Below are 21,533 nucleotides of genomic sequence, written 5' to 3' on the forward strand. Positions count from 1 at the left end.
CTTTGCTCCCCCCACTATCAGTATGATCTTTCATTCTTAGCATAAATGAAGAGCTGAGCGGATACTATTTGCCATTGTTGCCTTCCTTGACTTCTGTTGCGTTCTTCTAATCAGCCCCCGTATTAAACAAATCTCTGTACGCTTGCGGCGTCATTTTGAACATTTTTTTGAATGATCGGTTGAATTGAGGGGCCGCCTCGTATCCGACCTGCACCGCAATCTCTTGAATTTTCATATTTGAATGAGCCAATTGATCTTGGGCCTTCTTCATTCTTTCCTCGGTAATATAGTCCGACAGCATTTTGCCCGTCATACGCTTGTACAGCCGGGATAAATACGTCGGGCTGTGATGAACGACGGTTGCCAACTTCGTTAAAGACAGATCTCCGCCGAGATGAGATTGAACATATTCATGGATAGAGGTGATCAGCCGCTGGTTCTGCTCTTCGGGAACAGGCTCGTATTGTCTGAGCAATTCATCGGCAACCTTGAACAAATAAGCAGCGGCGTCGCTCCATGATTCATGCGCGTCGTACTGCGTCGTTTTCCCAAGATCCATCCGCCTGAACAGCTCGTCGAACAACCCGACTCGAATGGCGTAAGAAATCAGGCTTAGCGATAAACTATAAAACATCTCCAGTTGAAACTTGTATTCGGGTATATCGTGCTGGCTCATCATTTCGTCAAATAGCGTGGTGAACCTCTCCCTTTGGCCGTTTGCCAAGTAGTGCTCCAACAGCTCAAGCTGCTTCCTGCCCTGCTGGGATTCGGATAAGTAGTAACGTCTGCCTTGTTCCGTATTCAGCCCGAATTGATCCGAGTCCAGGATGAGCAGCTCTTGCCCGCTATTGGCGCCTGGACCGAGCAGCGATTTCAAGTAATGAAACTGAACGCCGAGTTCCTTCCATTCGACAGGCTCCCGTCCCATTACTAGTGAAATCGATATTTTCAGCAGCTGCCTGCACGTCTGTTGAACAGCCTCCAAAATGCTGTATACCCGCGTTTTCATATGATGCCAAGCTTGAGCTTCCTGCGCTTCATTCCAGTCGTTGCCCGTTGTCAGAAATTCCTTAGGCTGCATAAACCAAACAAACTTGTTCGACTCGAAGACGACTGATACGTTTGCGATAGTCGGAGCCAAATATTCCTCCGCAATATTTTGGCAGGCATAAAGCAGGAGCATTCGATCCGTTTCACCAATGTCCTCCGTCCAACTGTCCACTCTGCCCGTAACAAGGTAGATGCATTTGTCAGCCAGTAGCGGGATCTCTGACGCTTCGAATCGTTTTTCAAGCTCCTTACGAGAAGTTGGCGAATCACGCATCAAATCGAATAACGTATTTTTTTGCAAGGCCGGTATAGCCATCTGAAGCATCTTTCGCGCGTTCAGCATGTAATCCGTTCTGTCATCCGCCTGATCCAATTGCGCAAACGCCTTTTCCACTGCCGTCAAAATGATGTGGTCGTCTTCGTTTTTCAGCACGTAATCGATCACGCCGCCTGTACGTATGGCATGACGCGCGTAATCGAAGTCGTTGTAGCCCGTAAGAAAAATCACTTTGCAGCGCGGCCAACTTTCCATAATTTTCCGATGCAAATCAATCCCACTCATTCCCGGCATGCGAATATCCGATATCACGACATCGATCCGGGTTTGCTTCAGGCATTCCAATGCCTCGTAGACGTTATACGCGCGGTATGTCTCAAGCTCCAAATGCGCGGCTTCTTGAAGCATACGATACATGCTGTTTACGATTAGCGGTTCGTCATCGACGATCAATATGCGATACATGTTTAGTCTCCTTTTTCTCTCGGGATATAAATCCGAACAAGCAACCCGCCCATAGCGCCAGGCATCATTTCCAGCCCGCCGCTTGCGCCATATTTCAGTTTCAAACGGCGCTGAATATTAATCAGCCCAGTCGTCTCTCCTTCCTCCTCGGAACGCAGCTTGCCAAACATCTCAGCCATTCGTTCCTCCGTCAGCCCGACGCCGTTATCCTCGACCGAAAAATATAACCGATCCGCGACTGCTGAAAACCGAATTTGCAATTTCCCCTCCATTACGATATCGCTTAGCCCATGCTCGTAAGCATTTTCTACGATCGGCTGTAAAATCAGGCGCGGAATCATAACATTTCGGAAACTTTCGGGAAGAGGCTCGAAATCGACGGTGACCCGATTGGAAAACCGGACATTCTGTATTTCCACGTAGGATCGAACATGCTTGACTTCATCTTGGAAGGCAACTTCCTCCAGCCCGTTCCTCGTAATGTAGTGAAAATAATCACCCAAGTTTTTCGATATCAATTCGGCCGTTTCATTCTCGTCGTGCTTAATCAGGCGATGAAGAATAAAAAAGCTGTTGTAGAGGAAATGAGGGGTAATTTGCATTTGAAGCTGCTTTAATTCCGATTGCTGCAACCTGATTTTCTGTACATAAAGCTCGTCGATCAACGTCTTCAGACTTTGTACAGTCCGCTCGAAACGGTTGAAAATATAACCGAATTCATCCTGCCGGGGCGAGGATAATACAGCATTTAAATCGCCTCCCTCTACCCTCTTGAATCGCTTGATCAGATTTTGGAGCGGTCGGTGAATTAACAAATAGATGCCGTAGGAAAACAAAATCAATATAAAGATTGAACTGACGATGAGCAGCCAAAACCAGGTGCCATACGTCTTCAACTGCCCTACAATGACGTTCTCGGGAAAATAAAAGAGGAGCGCAGCATCCAGAAACATTGATTTTTCGTACACGACCATATATTTGACATTATCCACATCGACTTGCTTCGTAAAAGCCGCCGATTGCCGCATGGGCTCCGCCAGCTTACTTCTGATTTCAGCAAAGGGCCCCCGATACTTGTCATTGGCAATCGCCCAGCTATCATTGAATAAGACAGCCCCGCCCTCTTGCGGGAAATCGTTCAATGCATTTGTCAGCGCTTCCATGGACAGTTCGATATTCTGAATAAACTGCGGTGATTTATCCGGTTTCGTCAAATAGTTTGGATACGTCAAATTTAAGTACAGACGATCTTGCCAGAAAGTAATTGGTATCCCGCTCGTATATGTCGCATTGGCGATTTTCTGCGCTACCTCTCCCGTGTTTGGAGCTCCCTCCATGCTGGAGGTTGAGACGGTCCCGTTGAGCGATTTCACATAGACATAAATATCTTTAATATAGATGCTGGAGTCCTTTAACGTCGTCAATTTAAGCTGCAAATCGTTGATCGCTTTTGTACGTTGATAATCCGACATAACCGACACAGAATTGCTTAGCTGCGTGAGATCTTCGTCATTAATGAATTCTTGCTGCGTCCGAATAATGCGCTCCAATTCTTTCTCCAGCGACATGAAATAATAATGGATATTCATCGTAATCGAGTTGGAGATCTGGCTCTTCACTTCTTGCTTGCCAAGCTCATTCAGCACAAGGCTTAGCGTGAATAAAGGTAGCGTTATTATCAAAAACGTCATGATAAGCTTCGGAAAAATCGGTATATTATCAATTCTTCGCTTGATCCCCATCAAAGATCATCCACCTCCCCTTTTTCTACACAGTATACGACAGCTTGCTCATTTCATCACGCAAAAAATTCCTGCCGCCTGATGCAGAAAACAACATATTGCAAATTTCGAGTATGAAAAAAAAGCTCCTGAACCGTCGCAAGGAAAATTCAAGAGCTCGTACTCTTCAGCGAGGTATAAGCTAGTATCAACTTCCCGCTAACGAACCCCCTAGCATCGGGTAGCATCTATATAAGTTGAACCAATGAATTTCCAAACTAGAGCCTTACACACAAACGATCGATAATTAACGAAGGGGATTGCATAATTCGATCCATAAACTGCCGGACGTTGTTGCGGATTTCCGTCACTGTGTGATAGAACACATTGTTGACGACATCGGACTTGAGCCACTTCCATAGCCCCTCGACAATATTAAATTGCGGGCTGTACGGCGGTAGGAAAACCAATTCCAGCCGGCCGTTCATTTCATCCAGAAACGGCTGTAGTAATTTAGCATGATGAATGCGGGCGTTGTCCAATACCATGACGATCTTGCCTGTCGGATAATGAGCCACCACTTTTTGAAGGAAATCCAAAAAAGTCTCCGCTGTGTACTGATCATCTTCCTGCCAGACGATCTGACCCGTGGCATAATCCACCGTTGCTAGCAGTTTGACTCCGCGATGCTTGCCGGTGGTCTGGATGATTCGCTGTTTGCCGCGCAGAAACCACGTTTTTTGAATCGCCTGGTAATCACGAATCATCGATTCATCTTCAGAGAGCAGATGATCGATCTCGTCATGGATCAGTCTTTTTTTAAACCTAGAAAGGTTGCCTCTGTAAAATGGCGTTGTTTTTCTTCATTTGCTGCTGCTAATGTATAGGTCGGTTTTGTATAGCTCAACCCTTGGCGATGCATCATTTTGGAGATGCCGCGCAGGGAATATGAGAATCCAAATTCGCGCTCAATAAAGGCCGCAATGATCTCCAGCGTCCAGTTGTGACGAGCTATAAACCAAACATCATGAGGTACGCAGTTTACAATCTTCTGCTTCAATTTTTCTTGTTGTTCTTTGGTTAAGCGAACGGGAGCACCGGGAGAATGGTTCAATTGCATGGCTGGTAACCCTCCATTTTCATACGAACGAATGTATCCTTTGACAGTTTTCATACTTCGGTTGATAATCGAAGCGATTTCTGCGGGGTGGGTACCTTTCAAGTGTAAATATACCGCCTGATAACGTTCGTACATGCGACGATCCTTTGCTTGCTTCATGGCCTTTAAAACTTCTTCTAATCTTGAGTTGATTTCCATTGTGCTCCCTGCCAATCCGAATAGGTTTTCTAACTTATTCGACAAACAGGGGTGAAATCCTTACCATAGTTTTCTAATCTTTAGTTCAACTTATATAGCTGCATTTGATGAGTTTGTGAAGAAGTGGCATGCTCTTGGCGGACAAAAAATTACGGAAGAAATCAATCGCGACCTGTCTTCCCAATAGCAACAAATCAGTTCGGGGGATGCTGAAAGCAAGAACTAAGCATCTCCCTTTCTTATTACGGTATGGAAAGGAGCTGAGCCGATGGAAGAACAGGGCGCCATGAATCGCTGGAAGCGTCAATGGCCTTTGTACGCCATGCTGATTCCGGCAATTATCGTTGTCGTCGTTTATAGTTACATCCCGCTCGCAGGCAGTGTTATTGCCTTTCAAGACTTTCAACCCTTCAAGGGCTGGTTTGGCTCAGATTGGGTGGGACTAGAACAATTCAGATACGCCTTTGAATTGCCCGATATTTGGAAAATAATACGCAATACAATCGTCATCTCCGGGATGAAGATCGCCGCTGGACTCGTTGTCCCGATCTTATTCGCTCTTCTGCTGAATGAAGTAGGAAAAATGTTCGTTAAGCGCTCAGTTCAGACATTGATCTACCTGCCGCATTTCCTGTCTTGGGTCATCCTCGGCGGCATTGTGATTGACCTGTTATCCCCATCCGAAGGGATCGTTAACCAGGTTATCGGCTGGCTCGGCTTTGAACCGGTCTTTTTTCTTGGCGATAATCGCTGGTTTCCCTATATTCTTGTCATCACGGAAACATGGAAGGAATTTGGCTTCAGTACGATCGTCTATCTGGCAGCCTTGACTGGCATCAATCCTGCCTTATACGAAGCTGCGGTCATTGATGGTGCCGGACGGCTCAAGCAGACCTGGCATGTCACACTGCCTGGCATGGTGCCCATCATCGTACTGATGGCAACATTAAGCTTGGGCAATGTGCTCAATGCCGGATTCGATCAAATTTTCAATCTGTATAGTCCACAAGTCTATGAAAGTGGCGATGTACTAGATACGCTCATTTACCGGGTAGGGCTGGAGGATGCCCAGTATAGTGTAGCTACTGCACTTGGACTAGTAAAATCCGTCGTCTCGTTCGCATTTATCTCTATCTCCTACTGGCTAGCTTACCGCTTCGCCAATTATCGCATTTTCTAAATAAAGGGGGGGGACATATCATGCAAGCTAAATCGTGGCAGCGGACTGCGTTTCAACTTTTCAACTATTTGTTTCTCATTACGATATCTATTTTATGTGTTTTGCCGCTTGTACACATCTTGGCAATCTCATTCAGTTCAAGTGCTGCCGTGTCAGCCGGCGAGGTAGCTTTTTGGCCTGTCGATATGACGTTGAAGTCATATTCCTTTATTCTCGACAATCCGAAGTTTCTCACTTCTGTCGGAATAACCTTGCAGCGAGTTGTCTTCGGTACGATAATTAATTTAGTTCTTGTCGTCCTGACCGCCTATCCGTTATCGATTGAAGAGGTCGTGCTTGGCCGGCGCGAGCGGCATTATTTTGACGGTATGAATCAGCATAACCCGCATATCCGTTATTGGAACGGCACTTATTACCTCTATTATATGGGGACGACTTATGGCGGGCCAGTCCCGGGGTCAGGAGATCATGTGTCATCGGAACGGGGCACTGAAGTATGGAACAACAAGCGGATTGGGCTGGCCACCTCCCCTTCGATTGCCGGACCGTGGACGAGAATGGAGCAGCCGCTGCTGGAGCCGCGGCGCGGCCGCTGGGATTGTACGGCAACGACCAATCCCAGCGTCGCCATTTTGGCCGACGGTACGACCTATATGATTTACAAATCGCGCGAATATGCCAGTTCAACCTTGCAGCTTGGCGTAGCTGTAGCCGACCACCCTGCCGGGCCTTTCCGCAGATTGTCCGATGATCCGATTCTGCAATTTTCCAATCCGGACTTGCATGTCGAAGATCCGTATCTGTGGCATGACGGCCAGCAGTTCCATCTGCTGATCAAGGATGATTTCAAAAACGACTCGTCCGGTTTAACGGGAGAATGGGGAGCCGGCGTTTACGCCACTAGCGCAGATTGCCTGCACTGGACGATCTGCCCTGAGCCGAAAGCCTACTCGCGAACCGTCGTCTGGAACGATGGCAGCGTCAAGGAAATGTGCAACCTCGAACGCCCCTTCCTGCTCATTGAAGACGGGGTGCCGACTCATCTGTTTGCCGCTACCGGAACCGGGGAGAAAGCCTGGCATTTTGATCATACGTGGAATATGGTCATCCCGCTCGCTCCGCCGGAACCGGCTGTACGCGACTAGCCGCCCTAGACAAAAACGAGCTCTAGGCTTACCGGTGCTAATAAATTAGCGTCTGCCGACAAGCCTAGAGCCTCGTTTTTTATTAATTGTCCAGCATATTCAGCATGTTCATGACAACAGTTACTGCTTCTGCGCGGGTTGTTTTGTCCTGCGGTGCGAACAGCTGACCGCCCTTGCCGCGAATAAGATTTGCCTCGGCTGCGGCTGCCACGGACGGCTTCGCCCATTTCGCGATCTGGTTCGCGTCTTTGAACGCCGGTTTGGTACTGGCATCAAGAGGAAGCTTGAGCGCTCGCACAATCATAGCTGTCATTTCTGCCCTGGAAATTTGCTGCTCGGCACCGAACGTTTGGTCGGCATAGCCGGTAATGATCCCCAGCTTCGCTCCGGCTGCGACATAACCCGCTGCCCAGGCTGGGATCGGATCGGTGAATACAGCTTCAGCATCTTCCGCTTCCCATTGCAGCGCGCGGCCAAGCATAGCTGCAAACTCTGCGCGGGTAACAAGGCCGTTCGGACGGAAGGTTTCCTCGCCAATGCCTTTAACGATTCCGCGCGCAGCCGCTTCAGCAATGGCGTTCCTTGCCCAATGGTTAACCGTGTCCTTAAATTCTGTTTGGGCTGCTTTGGCAGGCTCAGCAGCAAAGATGGCAAACACGCCGCCGCGGGTCGCCTGTACAGTAATCATCCTTCCAGCCGTTTGTCCTTCCAGCTTCACCCATTCCTGCTTCGACTTGTCGAAGAAATAAACTGCTGCCCCTTCATACTCTTGTTTGTCTGGATCAATCATCAACTCAACTGTAACCGGCTTGGCAAAGTCATCTGCCGGCTCTTTGACGATTTCGAATACAGGACTGGCAAGGACCATTCCAGACGCAGCAATGCCGCCCGGGTTATCGATGATGGTTGCCGTAATCGCTACCGGTTTCGCGGATGCGCCTTCAGGTATGCGCACAATCAGCTGGCTTCCCAGCTTTAATTCTCCCGCTTGATTCGCTTCGAATCGTTCGGATTGCTGCTGCAGTTTGCTGCCGTCGACAACTTGTACCGCAACAGTTGCTGTAAAGCTGTCATATTTAGCCGTAATGGCCGCCGAGCCAACTGAACGTCCGGTAATATTGCCTTCAGCGTCCACAGACACAATATCCAGATGAGATGAAGTAAATACAGCCTTCGCTGTCAACGGATCTGACTTTCCGTTCTCATACAAAGCACGTACAGTGAGCTTCCGGGCGTCTCCAAGCTTGATGCGAGACGGTGCCGCATCGAACTGGATTCCTTTCATGCTTGGCAGAGTTACAGGCGGGATCCATCCGCTTCCGCCATCGCCCGGATTATCCCTTTGTACGGTCACCTTAGCTGTTGTTTCGAAGCCCTGGAATTTGGCGGTGATCACCGTCTCGCCTTCCTTCAGCGCTGTCACCTTGCCTGTGCTGTCTACAGAAGCAATCTCCGGATGAGCGGAGGCAAATTCAACCGTCTCTTTAATGATTTGCTTGTCCCCGTTATCGTACAGGCCGTAGATGACCGATTGATGGGTCTGCCCGATTTCGAGGCGATACTCGCCCGTACCAAGCTCGATTGAGCTTAGCTTAGGATTTTCAACGGCGTTCGGGGATACGGTCACCGCAGCTGTTGCTTCGAAACCTTGGAATTTGGCGGTGATCACCGTCTCGCCTTCCTTCAGCGCTGTCACCTTGCCTGTGCTGTCTACTGAAGCGATCTCCGGATGAGCAGAAGCAAATTCAACTGCCTCCGTAATGATCTGCTTGTCGCCATGATCGTACAATCCGTAGACGACCGATTGATGGGTCTGCCCGATTTCCAGACGATACTCGCCCGTACCCAGCTCGATTGAGCTTAGCTCAGGAACTTCAACAGCGTCCGGGGTTACAGTAACATTGACTAATCGATACTGTCCTTCGTAGGAGGCGATGATTTCTGCTTTCCCGTTAGCTACAGCCGTTACGAGACCAGATGCGTCGACAACAGCAGACCTCGGATTGGTGGATACGAAGTGAGCCTTCGCCGTCACATCAGCTGAATTCCCTTCCGCATCAAGCGCAATCACCCTGGTTTGATGCTGACCGTCCTTGAGCAGTTGATATGCCATACGATCCAAAGACACTTCCGGGAATTGCTTGTCGGATGCATCCGATCTTTCCGCCATAAACTCAAATACCTGCAGCCAAGTTTGCTGGCTCTCCGTAATGCGCAAACGCAGTGATTTAATCAGCTTCTCGGGGAACGAGACGCTTTTGAAGCTGTCACCCTGAAGATCACACAGCTTGGTCCAGCTTCCGTCCTCGGATAAGTACTCTACGACACCTTTTTTGACATTATAATTATAGTCCATAAACAAGCTGACCTTGTTCATCACTTTCGGCTCCGGGAAATCAAGGCGAATCTCGTCTCCAGCCTTAGGTGTGCTGCCGCTCCAGAAATACGTATTCGGATTGTTATCGATCATATTTTCCGGAATATAGCCGGTATAGCTTAATGTCGTACTCACCTTAACATCACTTCGGGCCAACTCGACGTTGAAGTCCTTTACTTTGATCCATTTGCTGTTTCTGGCTGCTGCAACCAGACGAATATAGCGCGCACTGTAATTCGGCAGTGCTGTTTCGATCGTCGGTTGTCCGGAGGAGCTGGCGACTTTAATCCATTTGACGCCATCCATTGATAATTCGATATCGGCTTTGTCCAGATAATCGCCCTCATCCATAACCACTTTAATTCCTTTTAGCGTTCGTGCCTCTTTAAGATCGATCCCGAAAAATTCTCCCTTATCCATGGCGTAGACACTACCGTGTGCCCAATAGAACGAGTTCGGGTCATTGTCGACCATCCGCTCGATGGCATAATCCTCATGCGTAACTAAGGAAGAGAACGGAACACGCTCGACCACTTCTTCTTTTCCCCACATTTTGCTGTTCTCTTCAAGCGCTCGGGTGATAAAGCTCCAGATCACAGTATTGTTGCGCACTTCTGGCATCATTTTGATTTTATCCATTTGCATCACAAGACCGATGCGATGCTCCATAATGACCGGCTGGCTGTATCCGTTTCTTTGTGCAAGCAGCATGCGCAACGCTTCGATTCCAGCCTGGGTCAGCCAATCCATTTTGGTCAAATGCGGCTCGATCTCGCTTACCATTTGACGGTTCGGCAACTGTTGGCGAATTGTCGATACAGCTTGCTGCAGCTTGACCAGCTCTGTCATCAATTGATCCGCAATTGGCTGGATGTCGATTTGTTCCTGAACGTACTGTGTCCAAAACTCAGTTACAATCGGGGCAATCGTCAGCGATTCCCGATTAGGACTGACTGGAGTGGAATAATTGTTTTCAGCAAATGTTTTCAGCTGCTCTGCAATATCTCCGCCCAAATAATCCAGTGCCTGCAGCCATGAACGCTCATAATCATATTGTTCTGGATTCCACAAGTAATCGCCGTAATTGTAGAGCGCCAATTTGGAAGCCTCGGCTTCATTCATCGGGTTGGAGACCATGCCAATAATGCCGTGCTCATACAATTTGGCATCTCTGCCCTGCAGCGGAGCCATGTACAGCTTATCCCTTGATGTATCATTTACAGGGAAATTATCCCAGAATAAAATATCATGCTTATAAAATGCTCGTGCAGCGTCAGCTTTCTCTGTCGTAATATGATCATCAAACACGCTTGCTCCTGTCCAGTGAACAAGAACATCCTCATCCAGCAGATCCGCAAACCGGTCTATATAAGGCGTCGTATGGAGCCCGAAGTAGTCTGTCGGCACCGTAATGAGCCGCTTTGCGCCTTCGCTCTTTTTGGGAGTCAAAAATTGCTGGTTAAACCGGTTCAGCACATAGGTTTGCGCAGCAGCAGAAGGGTTGCTATCCGCTCCAAACCGCGCTCTGTCTTCCTGATGTCTCAGGTTCGGATCGATGTCGTCCATGTACACGGCAAAAGACCGGACACCAAGATCCCAAGCCGCCTGCGCTTTCTGAACGAGCAGTTCAAACTCTGCATCACTGGAGAAGATCATGTCCCCGCCCGGAGAAATTGCAAATACAAGATCAACATGATTGGCTTTCGCTGCGTCGACCAATTCCTTCAAGCGAGCCAGATCCTCCGGCGGATAAGGCTCCCGCCATTTGTCCCGATGGTATTTGTCATCCTTCGGCGCATAAATATAGGTGTTCAATTTCTGCTCGCCATAAAATGCAATTTGGCTCAGCCGATCCTCGTGCGTCCATGGTTTGCCGTAAAATCCCTCGACAGCACCGCGATATTCGAACACCGGCCAATCGATCACTTCAACGCTGGAAATTCCGTAGCCCTGCCCGGTCTGAACGAGCAGCTGCTCAAATGTACGCTCGGCATAATAAGTTCCGTGAGTGCTTTTGCCGGCTATAACAATGTTCTTCTGACCGGAAACATCAGCATTGGCAGCCACAATATAGCCTTCGCCGCTCGTTATCGATTGCGGCCAGCTGCTGCCGATCGACTGCAGCGCCGCTTCTGCTCCCTGATTCTCATCTGGACCGCCAAGCCAAATATTCACAGGTGCTGCAGGCGGGCTGTCTGTATCTGCCGCCTCTATAATTTGCGTAACGCCTATCGCCGTTAACAGCGCCTTTATTCTTCTTAACGCCTCCGGATCTGTATGCGGACCGCTAATGAGCCCAACCTCGCTGCCGATCAAAAACCCGTCTCCCTTGACAGAAAGCTGCTGTGGAGTCGGATTGATGACTGGCGGCTGTTTTAAGGCTTCCAGCTCCAAAGCTGAGGAAGCGGCATGCGCAGATTGCAGCGGAAAAACAGAAAGCTGTGAAACGAAGCATAGCAGTGCAGTAACACAAACCAATACTCGTAAGCGGTTAAACTGTCGTCTTTCTTTCATGTTGTAGAAACCCCTTCTTTCTCGTTTTTTAGAAGTGAGACGATGACCAATCCTCTAACTTGTTTAGATTTGTTTAGCAAACCACCTCACAATACCCAATAATTGGAAAAATCTGCGCAAAAAAGGGCACGAATAAAAAGCAGCGGAATTCTGCCCTTTAACTCATGCCCTGAACGGTAACACGTTAATATGAAATTGTGCCGCTTGCGTCCTGCTTTCATTGCAAACGGTTACATCCATTGCAATCCGTATTATAGGCGTAAAAGAAACATGTGTCAACTTTTTTGTTCCCGAAAAAATTTCAGTTGACATTTGTGCATTACTGGTAATATGCTACGTGTAGCCAAATACACAGGAAAACATGACGTGCGACCGCAAGGGCATAAGTCATGTAAGCATCCCCATGCTTACACGACTTATGCCTTTTTTTGCTGTTATGGCAGAATACCCACCCTGCAAACATGCCGTGACGGACATGAAAACCGTTTTTTCGCGTGTCGCTCCATGTATGCCTGACGTATCCCGGCCACAAAATAAAAAGGGAGAGCTCTTAACGATGAAAATCAAAAAAGCGATTGGAATGTTTGCCGTACCGCTGTTAGCCTTGTCGGTCGCAGGCTGCGGCTCCTCTGCAAATGACGGCAAGGTCAATAATAAGCCTGAAGAGAAACCGAACCAGACCGCACCAGGCAATACGTCCAGCAATGAACAAAAGACAGCATCACTTACCGGCGATTTCGAAATTCAATATTTTGTAGGCGGGTATGGAGATGCTTGGTGGAAAGAAGTGATCGAGGAATTCCAGAAGGCCAATCCCGACCTGAACATCAAGCAATCCGCAGGGCCGAAAATCAACGAGCAAATGAAACCGCGCTGGATTCAAGGCGATCCGCCTGATGTCGTATACATTGACGGCGCCGGCTCCAATGAGCGGCAGATGATTGACGATGAACAGCTACTGGACATCACTGCCTTCATCAAGGAAGCGGTCAACAAGGACGGAGAGAAGCTGTCCGACATTCTTATTTCACAGCCTACCGCCTATGAGGGAGACAAAAATTACACCCTCCCGCTCGTATTCGGGTCATGGGGCTTGTTCTATGACAAAGCCCTGTTCAACGAAAAGGGCTGGACCGTTCCGACAGATTGGAAAAGCTTCATCGAGACGAGCCAAAAGATCAAGGATTCCGGTATGACGCCGTTCATCCATACGGGCGTATATCCTTATTACATCAACGGCGGGCTGCTCGATTCCGCAATGGTGGCCGCAAATGGCGGCGATGGGTCGATTCTGACCAAGCAGGCCGCGCTGGAGGAAGGCAGCTTCGCAAGCGATGCTGTAAAGCAGGCGCTGAACCAAATCGTCGAGCTTCGCGACAAAGGTTTTATCGATCCGGGCTCTGTATCGCTCAATCATACCGATTCCCAGGCACAATGGCTTCAGCACAAAGCAGCCTTTATCCCTAACGGACTGTGGCTGGAAAACGAGATGAAGAAGGATATTCCGCAAGGCTTTGATTTCGGATTTATTCCGTCAGTCGTTCAGGAAGCCGGCAAAAATAACATCGTCATCCCTTACACCAACACGATTGCCATCGCCAAAGACGCCAAAAATCCGGAAGCGGCCAAGGCATTTCTGGCGTTTGCCTTTACGAAGCAGCATGCTGTCCGCTGGGCGGAGCTAACTGGCGCCATTATGAATGTAAAAGCCGATTTGAGCTCCTCCTCTGCAAGCACGGTCGTGAAGGACGCGATGGCATTCTTCAACTCTGACAAGACAACCGTTGCCCCGGTTGCCGTCCTGAATGCAGATGTGGAAAAAGTGAAGCAGGACGCTACCGTTGCACTAACGACTGGCAAAATCAACCCTGACGAGTGGATGAAACGGCTGGAAGACGCAGCAGCTAAAGCAAGAAAATAGCTTGCTGGCACAATCCCGGCGCAGTAAGACCGGACAGGTACAAGGAATGACCCGCGCTTGCCTTGTGCGCTGTCCGGTATGATGATCACTCTTTTGGAAGGGGAACCGTGATGTCACGACTAGCAAAACGCCGCTTGTTTGTCACCATCTTTCTAGCACCTACGTTTTTGTTTTTTTCTCTGTTTACACTTTATCCCATCTTGAAAGGCATGCATATTTCGCTGTACGACTGGTCCGGCGGCTCCAAAAAGATGAAGTTTATCGGCTTGGACAATTACAGGGAGCTGCTGCAAGACCCGATCATCTGGACAGCCATCAAGAATGATTATTTTCTCGTCATTGGCAAGGTTATCGGCATTATCGCCCTGGCTACGCTGTTCGCGGTCGCTATTACCCGGTTTAACATTCGGGGAAGCGGCTTTTACCGCGTCATCTTTTTTATTCCGAACATTATCTCCGTTGTCGTTATCGGCGTGCTGTGGAGATATATTTACAATCCGAACACCGGGTTTCTGAATGCCTTCCTGTCGCTGTTCACCGATGAGCCGGTCCAGAAGGCATGGCTTGGAGAACCGGGATCAGCAATGTGGTCTCTGCTATGGCCCTCCATCTGGGCAGGCATCGGGTTTTATATGATTTTGCTGATTGCCTCCATTCTCAGCATCCCGAAAGATTTGTACGAAGCCGCTGATCTGGACGGCGCAACACAAGGCAGACAATTTTGGACCGTTACTGTCCCTCTCGTCTGGGAGCAGATGAAGGTCAGCATTTTGCACATCGTCATGACAACCTTGAATGGCTCCTTCATCATCGTCTGGATCATGACAGAAGGCGGTCCGGACAACTCGACGCAAGTCATGGGCTCCTATCTCTATCAGATGGGATTCAGGCAGTATCATATGGGGTATGCTTCAGCGATCGGTGTCCTGATTCTTGTTCTTTCTCTTATTACGACAGTGGTCCTGCAGCGCTTGCTTCGCCGGGATACAATTGAATTGGCTTGAGGAGTGATCCCACGTGAATAGCACAAAACAAAATCCGGTTGCCCGAATACTGACCATTACTATTCTGCTGATCTGGACGGCAGCCGTGCTTTATCCGCTAATCTGGACCCTGCTAGGTGCCCTGAAGGACAATCAGCAATTTTTGCTCAAAAAGCCTTGGGCTTTGCCCGAGTTTCCGCTGCTTTGGTCCAACTTCTCTTATGTCTGGGATAAGTACGGATTCAGCGGCTATTTTATCAACTCCACTGTTGTGACAGCAGCAAGCACGTTTCTCTCCATCTTGCTGGCCGCTACAACCGCATATATTTTGGCCCGGTTCGCTTCCGGGGTTAGCCGGGTGCTGTACTATTTGTATCTGTCGGCCATGATGATCCCGATGATTCTCGGTCTTGTTCCCCTGTTCTTTCTATTGAATGACCTGGGTCTGATTAACAAACTGCCCGGACTGATCATTGTCTACACCGCCAGCGTACTGCCTTTCGGGATCTTCGTCCTTGTCGGCTTCTTCAAGACACTTCCCAAGGAGCTGGAGGAAGCGGCATCTATCGATGGAGCCGGGCATTACAAAACCTTCTTTGCCGTGATGCTCCCTCTTGCCCGTTCCGGCCTCATTGCCGTCGGCATTATGAATGCTTTGACGATCTGGAACGAATACATTATGGGAACCGTATTTATCAATGATCCATCGAAATATACATTGCCTGTCGGAATAGCCGTCATGCAGGCCGAAATGCAGTACCGCACGGAATGGGGGCCGCTGTTTGCCGGATTGCTGCTTTCAATGATTCCCGTCATCGTCCTCTATATCGTCTTTCAACGCCAAATAGCTGAAGGCGTAACAGCTGGAGCTGTAAAATGAAGCCGCTATATTGCGCTCATTCAAGGGCTGCCCCCGGTCTTATTTCAGACTGGCGGGCGGCCCTTTATGCGCTCCAACAGCGATTTTTCCGCCATTGCTTTCTATACCAGGAATATAGAGATTGACGACCTTGCCAATCTGTTTTATTGTATTAATAGATCGTAAAAATGGCGTGCTACTAGAATGTCTAGGCATGAGCCGGGGAATGGCCGATCCTTGCGGGGCGGGCGTTTTTCGGCTTTTTATTTTTTTCGCGATCTTCCTGAAAAAATACGACCTTAAAGCGGAGGGAAGGATGCAATGAATGGACTGCTACAAATCGAGCGCATCGTGGGCAACAATGTTATTCTGACATTGGATCCGCACACTTCGAGGGAATACGTGCTGTTTGGCAAGGGTATAGGGTTTTCCTCGCGAGGTGAAAAATGGATCGACGTGAAAAATCCATGTATTGAGAAGCGATACCGGCTCGACGAACAGGAGCCGATGCAGCAGTATCATTCTCTAGTAGAGGACATTAATCCGGGAATCATCCAGCTATCGGAGCAGATCATCGAGAGGATAAAGGAACGAATTGGAACGCCGGTCAATCCGAAAGTGTATTTTGCGCTGCCTAACCATATTCATTTTGCCATTTATCGCTTGCGCAACGGGATGGACATTAATAACCCGTTTCTGTTCGAGACGAGAATGAGCTTTCCACGAGAGTACGAAATCGCTGCGGAAGCAGCCGCCATGATCAGTGAACAAACTGGCGTCCCCATACCAGAGGACGAAATCGGATTTCTTGCCCTTCACGTTTATTCCTGTACTGAACCGGTTTCGGTCGTCCAACTGGTCAAGCTGACCAGACTGATCAACACGATCGTGGAGCGCGTCGAGCAGCTGTACGGACGGACAATTGCCAGAAACAGCAGCAACCACGCCCGCTTTATCGCCCACCTGAGAGGAATGCTGGAGAGGCTCTTGCACGGCAAAACTGTAACAAACCCGCTAGTAAAGGAAATCCGTGAGCAGCACCCGCAGGAATTCGCCGTCGCGACCGAAATAACCGAATTTATCGAACAGGAGTTGAAGATTAAAGTATCCATAGATGAAATCGGTTACATGTCGATGCATTTGCATCGCTTGTTTCAATAACGGCCGACTGCCTGCACGAAGGGCGCACTGGCGTTTTTCGGGAAATTTTAAGATAAAGGGCGGTGGCCGAAATGTTTCATGAATGGTTTGCCAGCAAGAAGAAAGCTTCCTGCGTTGAAGCTGCCGCACCCGTATCCGGCACTCTGCTCCCGCTGTGCGATGTGCCGGATGAAGTATTCGCCCGGGGGTTTACCGGCGCGGCGATCGAACCGTCCGAGGGCCTCGCGGTGGCGCCATTTGATGGCCGGGTCATCCATCTGATTCATACCGGGCATGCGATTATCGTGGAGCACCAATCGGGCTTGCAATTGCTGATCCATATCGGAATCAATACGGTAAATCTCAAAGGAAGAGGGTTCAACGTATTGGTTCAGGCAGGAGACCGGGTTCGAACGGGGCAACGGCTGATCGAATTTGACCTCAAATTGCTCAGACAAGCCGGTTTTCATGCCACTACGCTTATCGTCGTCATCAATGAGCAAGGCGTCGATATGCAAGTTGGCAAGTACCGTCAAGTTCGCGCTTCAGAACCGGTGTTCAGGATCGCAATGAACAAGTTCCAGTGAAAGGAGATTGGCGCATGCGCATGCTCGCTTTACTCCAAAAAATCGGCAGATCTCTCATGCTGCCTGTTGCCGCGCTGCCGGCTGCCGCGATTATGCAGCGTTTCGGCAAAATCGATTACGCGCAGGATTTTCATTTTGGCACCTTCGGAAAATATCTGAACCATTATGTCGCACCGTTCATGGAGGCAGGCGGATCAGCCATCTTCGACAACCTGCCGCTCATCTTTGCCGTCGGCATCTCGATTGGAATCGTCGGGGATGCTGTCGCGACGCTTGCCGCGGTCATGGCATACCTGGTGCTCACGAATGTGCTGATTGAGGTGCCCAAGGTGTTTCAAATGGCGCCTGGCGCTGAAGAACTGAATATGGGCGTGATGGGCGGAATTTTAGCCGGGCTTACCGCATCTTACTGCTACAAAAAATATCATCGAATCAAGCTCCCTGACTGGCTTGGCTTCTTCGGCGGCAAGCGATTCGTCCCAATCGTCACATCATTTTTAATGATTGTCATCGGCCTGCCGATCGGGCTGATTTGGGGACCGGTGCAAACGGCAATGAACGATTTCGGCCGCTGGGTCGTGGAATTGAACGGGATCGGCGCCTTCATTTTCGGCACCGCCAATCGTCTCCTAATCCCCTTCGGCCTGCACCATGTGCTCAACAATATTGCCTGGTTCCAGATCGGCGAATTCGCCGATGAAGCCGGCAGAAAAATCCATGGCGACCTGTACCGCTTTTTTGCGGGGGACAAGGATGCCGGCCTATTCATGACCGGCTTCTTCCCGATCATGATGTTTGCGCTTCCGGCGGCAGCGCTGGCGATCATTCATACCGCTCAGCCGCAGAAGCGGAAGGTGGTTTCTTCGATTTTTTTGGGAGCGGCATTGACCTCGTTCCTGACGGGCATTACGGAGCCGCTTGAGGTGGCTTTTATGTTTGTCGCCCCTTTACTGTATGTGGTGCATGCGGTGCTGACAGGCCTCAGCGGACTGATCGCGGCGGAATTCGGCGTCAAGTATGGGTTTGGCTTCTCGGCAGGCTTTATCGATTACGCCCTTAATTTGCCGCAGGCGACGAAGCCGCTGCTCATTATTCCGCTAGGCCTCGGATTCAGCGTCGTCTATTACTTTCTGTTCCGCACCATGATCGTCAAATTTAATTTAAAGACGCCCGGAAGAGAGGACGACAGCTTGACAGGCCCGCAGCCTTCCGTACCCGCCTCCGCCTCTGCCCCGGTCCCCGAGGCAGCCCGGCTTCCCGCAGACGGCGATCCGGCAGACTCTGTGCTGGCGGCGCTTGGCGGCAAAACGAACATTCAAAGCATCGACGCTTGCATTACGCGGCTCCGGCTTGTCGTCAAGGACGAACAGGCCGTAGATGACGAAGCCTTGAAAAGATCGGGCGCACTCGGGGTCATTCGCTTGGGGAAAGGATCGGTGCAGGCCGTCTTCGGCACGCAGGCCGAAAAACTGAAAGACGAGATCAAATCGAGGATGTAGGAGGCTTTATTGATTGTATAGACGATTTATCATCCAGAATCCCGCGGGCATCCATGCAAGGCCAGCCCGTATCATCGCTGAGACGGCCAAACGATATCCTTGCGAGATCTATTTCATGAAGAACGGCATCCGTTTCAATGCGAAAAGCATCTTGAACGTGATGACGCTCTGCGCCAAATTCGGCGACGAGGTTGTAGTGGCAGCCGAAGGGGAGCAAGCAGACTGCGCTGTCGAAGCTTTGGGCGCCCTGCTGAACAGCTCCCACTAGAAAACGGCGCATAGAGGACATCGCTTGCCTCCTTGCGCCGCACTTGAGCTAGACTGCCGCAACCGCTTCTGTTTCTGTTGCACCCGGCACGGGCTTGCCGGCCGCTCTCACAATCCCGATAATCGCTATAAAGATACCGATCAATGCTGTAAATACGATCAAGCCTGTCAGGCCTTTATCGTGGAGTGCCGCAAAGTTCAATCCGTTAATGACAAACAGCAAGATGCCTGCCGCCAAGGAGAAATAATGAACCGGCGCTTCGGCAAATTTGCGAATCCGAAAGGAGCCAGCCGTCGACAGCAGCGTAACGGCTACAATGGTTACTACATTGACTGACATACCTACCCATACCGGATGGACATTCAAATAAAACTTGCTGACATCCCAACCGCCAAGCCAGTACCAGCCCAGTCCCGAAACAAAGCCGGCAGCCAGCGAGGACAAGACAGCCGGCCTCGTTACTTGCGGCCAGAACAGCGCAGCGACGACCGGGGCGAAGGTCGCGGAATTGCGAATGGTCCAGGCCATAATGTTCCACCAGGCCGACTGCTCGGTACGCAGCAGCCCGAACAGCACCATCAGTCCCGTCAAAATCAGCAGCGACCATTTCGTATAGGTAACGAGCCGCTTCTCATCTGCCGAAGGAAAAATCGCTCCCCCTGTATCGCGTCCCAGGCTGGTGGCGCCGGAAAACTGGCAAGGCGCTCCCCATCCCAGCGCACAAGCCCAAATCCCGAGAAAGAACAACCCTACCAGCGGCGCCGGCAATACTTGGGCCAAATATTGCGGCAAAGCAAGCAAGCCAAGCTTACCTTCCGGAATGACAGCCGCCGCAGACAAACCGAACAAAATAGCCAGCACTGTGAACGGAATCCCGAAGATGGCTGCAAGCTTAAGCCCCTTCTGCCCTTCCTCCGGCGTCTTGCAGGATAAAGCCATCTGAAATGCCGCTTGCGCCAAAATAACATTGACAAAGAAGGTGCCGAACCAGGCGACAATTACTTGCAGCCCCGCATTGCCCCATTCGAACATTTCCGGGCGGGCTGCCGCCATCTCCTTCAAGCCGTCGATTCCGGGATTAATAAAGAAGGCAATGACGCCGATTGCGAACATGATGACGAAAACGATCGCATTCATCGATTGGGTAAAAGCGATCGACCACATGCCTCCAGCCTGCAAATAGGCAAACAACAAGATCGCCGTGAACGCAACCGAAAGCGAGAGCGAAAAACCGGTAAACACATGCAGCGCAGAAGCAAAGGCAATCGCAGTCGCCACCGACCACATCGGAAAAGCAAATGCGGTAATCGCCCCGGCCAGCGCCTTGGCGCTCCGCCCGTATTTGTCGCCGATCAACCCCGAGACGGTAACGACCATCTTTTTGCGGAAGGGCCCGATAATAAGAAACGCGATAATCAAAATTTGCAGCGTCTCGGCCACGCCGTACCAAATCGCCGACACGCCTTTCAAATAGGCCATTTCCAAGACGGCGATAAAAGTGGAGCCCGAAAACAGGCCCGTAATACAGAAGCAGACGATCCACTTGTTAAACGAGCGCCCCCCGACAAAATATCCGCCGGCTTTGGACGTGCGGCGCCTTGCCAATTGTCCGGCAACGACGAGCAATGCTGTATAGATAAGAGCAAATCCAATAATCCAGCCGCCGTATACCGTCATTCCCGCTCCGCCTCTCTCGCCGTGCTCCAGTCTAGTTCAATTCTAATCCCGGCATCGTAAAACAAATTGTAAGCCGGGCATCTTTTTTTAACCTGCTCTTTCAATTGCTCAATCCGTTCAATCGGCTCATCCGTATCAAACACGACCCGGTTGCACACTTCCTGAAAATGCGGGCTGACATTGGCCGTACCGAACAGTCCGCGCCGATCGACCGTTCCTGTAGATGCGGCTTGCAAGCCGCGAATCTCCAATTGCATCTCATTAGCGATCATTTCAATGACAATGAGCAGGCAGCCATTGAACGACCCCAGCATATATTCCATCGGCGTCGGCGCCGTGTCCGTCCCGCCCAGCTTCACCGGCTCGTCAATCTGGAAAGTGAAGCCCCGCACTTCATTTATATTGGCAAACCGGCTAATGCGCCGCGAAGCTGCCCGTACTGAGCGAAGCTCCGTTTTGGCATCCTGTTTAATTTCTGTCGCTGTCATCGTTGTCCCCTCCGCTCTCTTTAATTCCTGTATGTTTACTCGGAATTATTTGATTGAAAGATAC

The 21,533-nt window shown here is 50.0% G+C and carries 15 protein-coding genes; 9 read left to right on the forward strand and 6 right to left on the reverse strand.

Annotation, left to right across the window (positions count from 1 at the left end; all coding sequences use genetic code 11):
* Positions 1-106: 106 nt before the first annotated feature.
* The 3 genes from ACFQ0N_RS22755 to ACFQ0N_RS22765 form a co-directional block, all read right to left on the reverse strand.
* Positions 107-1,792 carry a response regulator gene (locus tag ACFQ0N_RS22755; protein WP_379330527.1) on the reverse strand — a complete coding sequence of 562 codons (1,686 nt, stop codon included), beginning with the start codon at positions 1,790-1,792 and terminating at the stop codon, positions 107-109.
* A 2-nt stretch (positions 1,793-1,794) separates the two neighbouring features.
* Positions 1,795-3,534 carry a sensor histidine kinase gene (locus ACFQ0N_RS22760; RefSeq protein WP_379330529.1) on the reverse strand — a complete coding sequence of 580 codons (1,740 nt, stop codon included), beginning with the start codon at positions 3,532-3,534 and terminating at the stop codon, positions 1,795-1,797.
* 257 nt (positions 3,535-3,791) lie between these two features.
* A protein-coding gene (locus ACFQ0N_RS22765) for an IS630 family transposase (RefSeq protein ID WP_379330531.1) occupies positions 3,792-4,831 on the reverse strand; the annotation gives its coding sequence in 2 pieces (ribosomal slippage) (positions 3,792-4,325 and positions 4,328-4,831; 1,038 coding nt in all).
* 268 nt (positions 4,832-5,099) lie between these two features.
* Here ACFQ0N_RS22765 and ACFQ0N_RS22770 point away from each other — a divergent pair.
* Positions 5,100-6,011 carry an ABC transporter permease gene (locus tag ACFQ0N_RS22770; RefSeq protein ID WP_379330533.1) on the forward strand — a complete coding sequence of 304 codons (912 nt, stop codon included), beginning with the start codon at positions 5,100-5,102 and terminating at the stop codon, positions 6,009-6,011.
* A 20-nt stretch (positions 6,012-6,031) separates the two neighbouring features.
* Complete coding sequence (locus tag ACFQ0N_RS22775; protein ID WP_379330535.1) at positions 6,032-7,156, forward strand: glycosyl hydrolase family 43; 1,125 nt, start codon at positions 6,032-6,034, stop codon at positions 7,154-7,156.
* An 82-nt stretch (positions 7,157-7,238) separates the two neighbouring features.
* Here the strand turns inward: ACFQ0N_RS22775 and ACFQ0N_RS22780 are convergent, their stop codons facing one another.
* Entirely contained in the window at positions 7,239-12,047 is a 4,809-nt protein-coding gene (locus tag ACFQ0N_RS22780) for a beta-N-acetylglucosaminidase domain-containing protein (RefSeq protein WP_379330537.1), read from the reverse strand.
* Between the two features lie 556 nt (positions 12,048-12,603).
* Between ACFQ0N_RS22780 and ACFQ0N_RS22785 the strand changes: the two genes are divergently transcribed.
* From ACFQ0N_RS22785 to ACFQ0N_RS22815, 7 genes are all read left to right on the forward strand, one after another.
* On the forward strand, positions 12,604-13,968 hold the full coding sequence (locus ACFQ0N_RS22785) for an extracellular solute-binding protein (RefSeq protein WP_379330539.1): 1,365 nt from the start codon (positions 12,604-12,606) through the stop codon (positions 13,966-13,968).
* A 110-nt stretch (positions 13,969-14,078) separates the two neighbouring features.
* A complete protein-coding gene (locus ACFQ0N_RS22790; protein ID WP_379330541.1) occupies positions 14,079-14,972 on the forward strand; it encodes a carbohydrate ABC transporter permease in 894 nt (297 codons plus the stop codon).
* Positions 14,973-14,985: 13 nt separating this feature from the next.
* Positions 14,986-15,831: a carbohydrate ABC transporter permease gene (locus ACFQ0N_RS22795; RefSeq protein ID WP_379330543.1), complete on the forward strand. Its 846-nt coding sequence runs from the start codon at positions 14,986-14,988 to the stop codon at positions 15,829-15,831.
* 300 nt (positions 15,832-16,131) lie between these two features.
* Entirely contained in the window at positions 16,132-16,971 is an 840-nt protein-coding gene (locus tag ACFQ0N_RS22800) for a PRD domain-containing protein (protein ID WP_379330545.1), read from the forward strand.
* Between the two features lie 71 nt (positions 16,972-17,042).
* Positions 17,043-17,537 carry a PTS sugar transporter subunit IIA gene (locus ACFQ0N_RS22805; protein ID WP_379330547.1) on the forward strand — a complete coding sequence of 165 codons (495 nt, stop codon included), beginning with the start codon at positions 17,043-17,045 and terminating at the stop codon, positions 17,535-17,537.
* Positions 17,538-17,557: 20 nt separating this feature from the next.
* Entirely contained in the window at positions 17,558-19,036 is a 1,479-nt protein-coding gene (locus ACFQ0N_RS22810) for a PTS transporter subunit EIIC (protein WP_379330617.1), read from the forward strand.
* A 13-nt stretch (positions 19,037-19,049) separates the two neighbouring features.
* Entirely contained in the window at positions 19,050-19,304 is a 255-nt protein-coding gene (locus ACFQ0N_RS22815; RefSeq protein ID WP_379330549.1) for an HPr family phosphocarrier protein, read from the forward strand.
* A 48-nt stretch (positions 19,305-19,352) separates the two neighbouring features.
* Here the strand turns inward: ACFQ0N_RS22815 and ACFQ0N_RS22820 are convergent, their stop codons facing one another.
* Together ACFQ0N_RS22820 and ACFQ0N_RS22825 are read right to left on the reverse strand one after the other, a co-directional pair.
* Positions 19,353-20,981 (reverse strand): sodium:solute symporter family protein, encoded by a 1,629-nt coding sequence (locus ACFQ0N_RS22820; RefSeq protein ID WP_379330551.1) that lies wholly within the window; start codon positions 20,979-20,981, stop codon positions 19,353-19,355.
* On the reverse strand, positions 20,978-21,469 hold the full coding sequence (locus ACFQ0N_RS22825) for an OsmC family protein (RefSeq protein WP_379330553.1): 492 nt from the start codon (positions 21,467-21,469) through the stop codon (positions 20,978-20,980). The genes ACFQ0N_RS22820 and ACFQ0N_RS22825 overlap by 4 nt, the downstream gene beginning before the upstream one ends.
* Between the last annotated feature and the right edge of the window lie 64 nt (positions 21,470-21,533).

Source organism: Paenibacillus sp. GCM10027626, assembly GCF_042676285.1.
GTDB lineage: Bacteria > Bacillota > Bacilli > Paenibacillales > Paenibacillaceae > Paenibacillus_Z.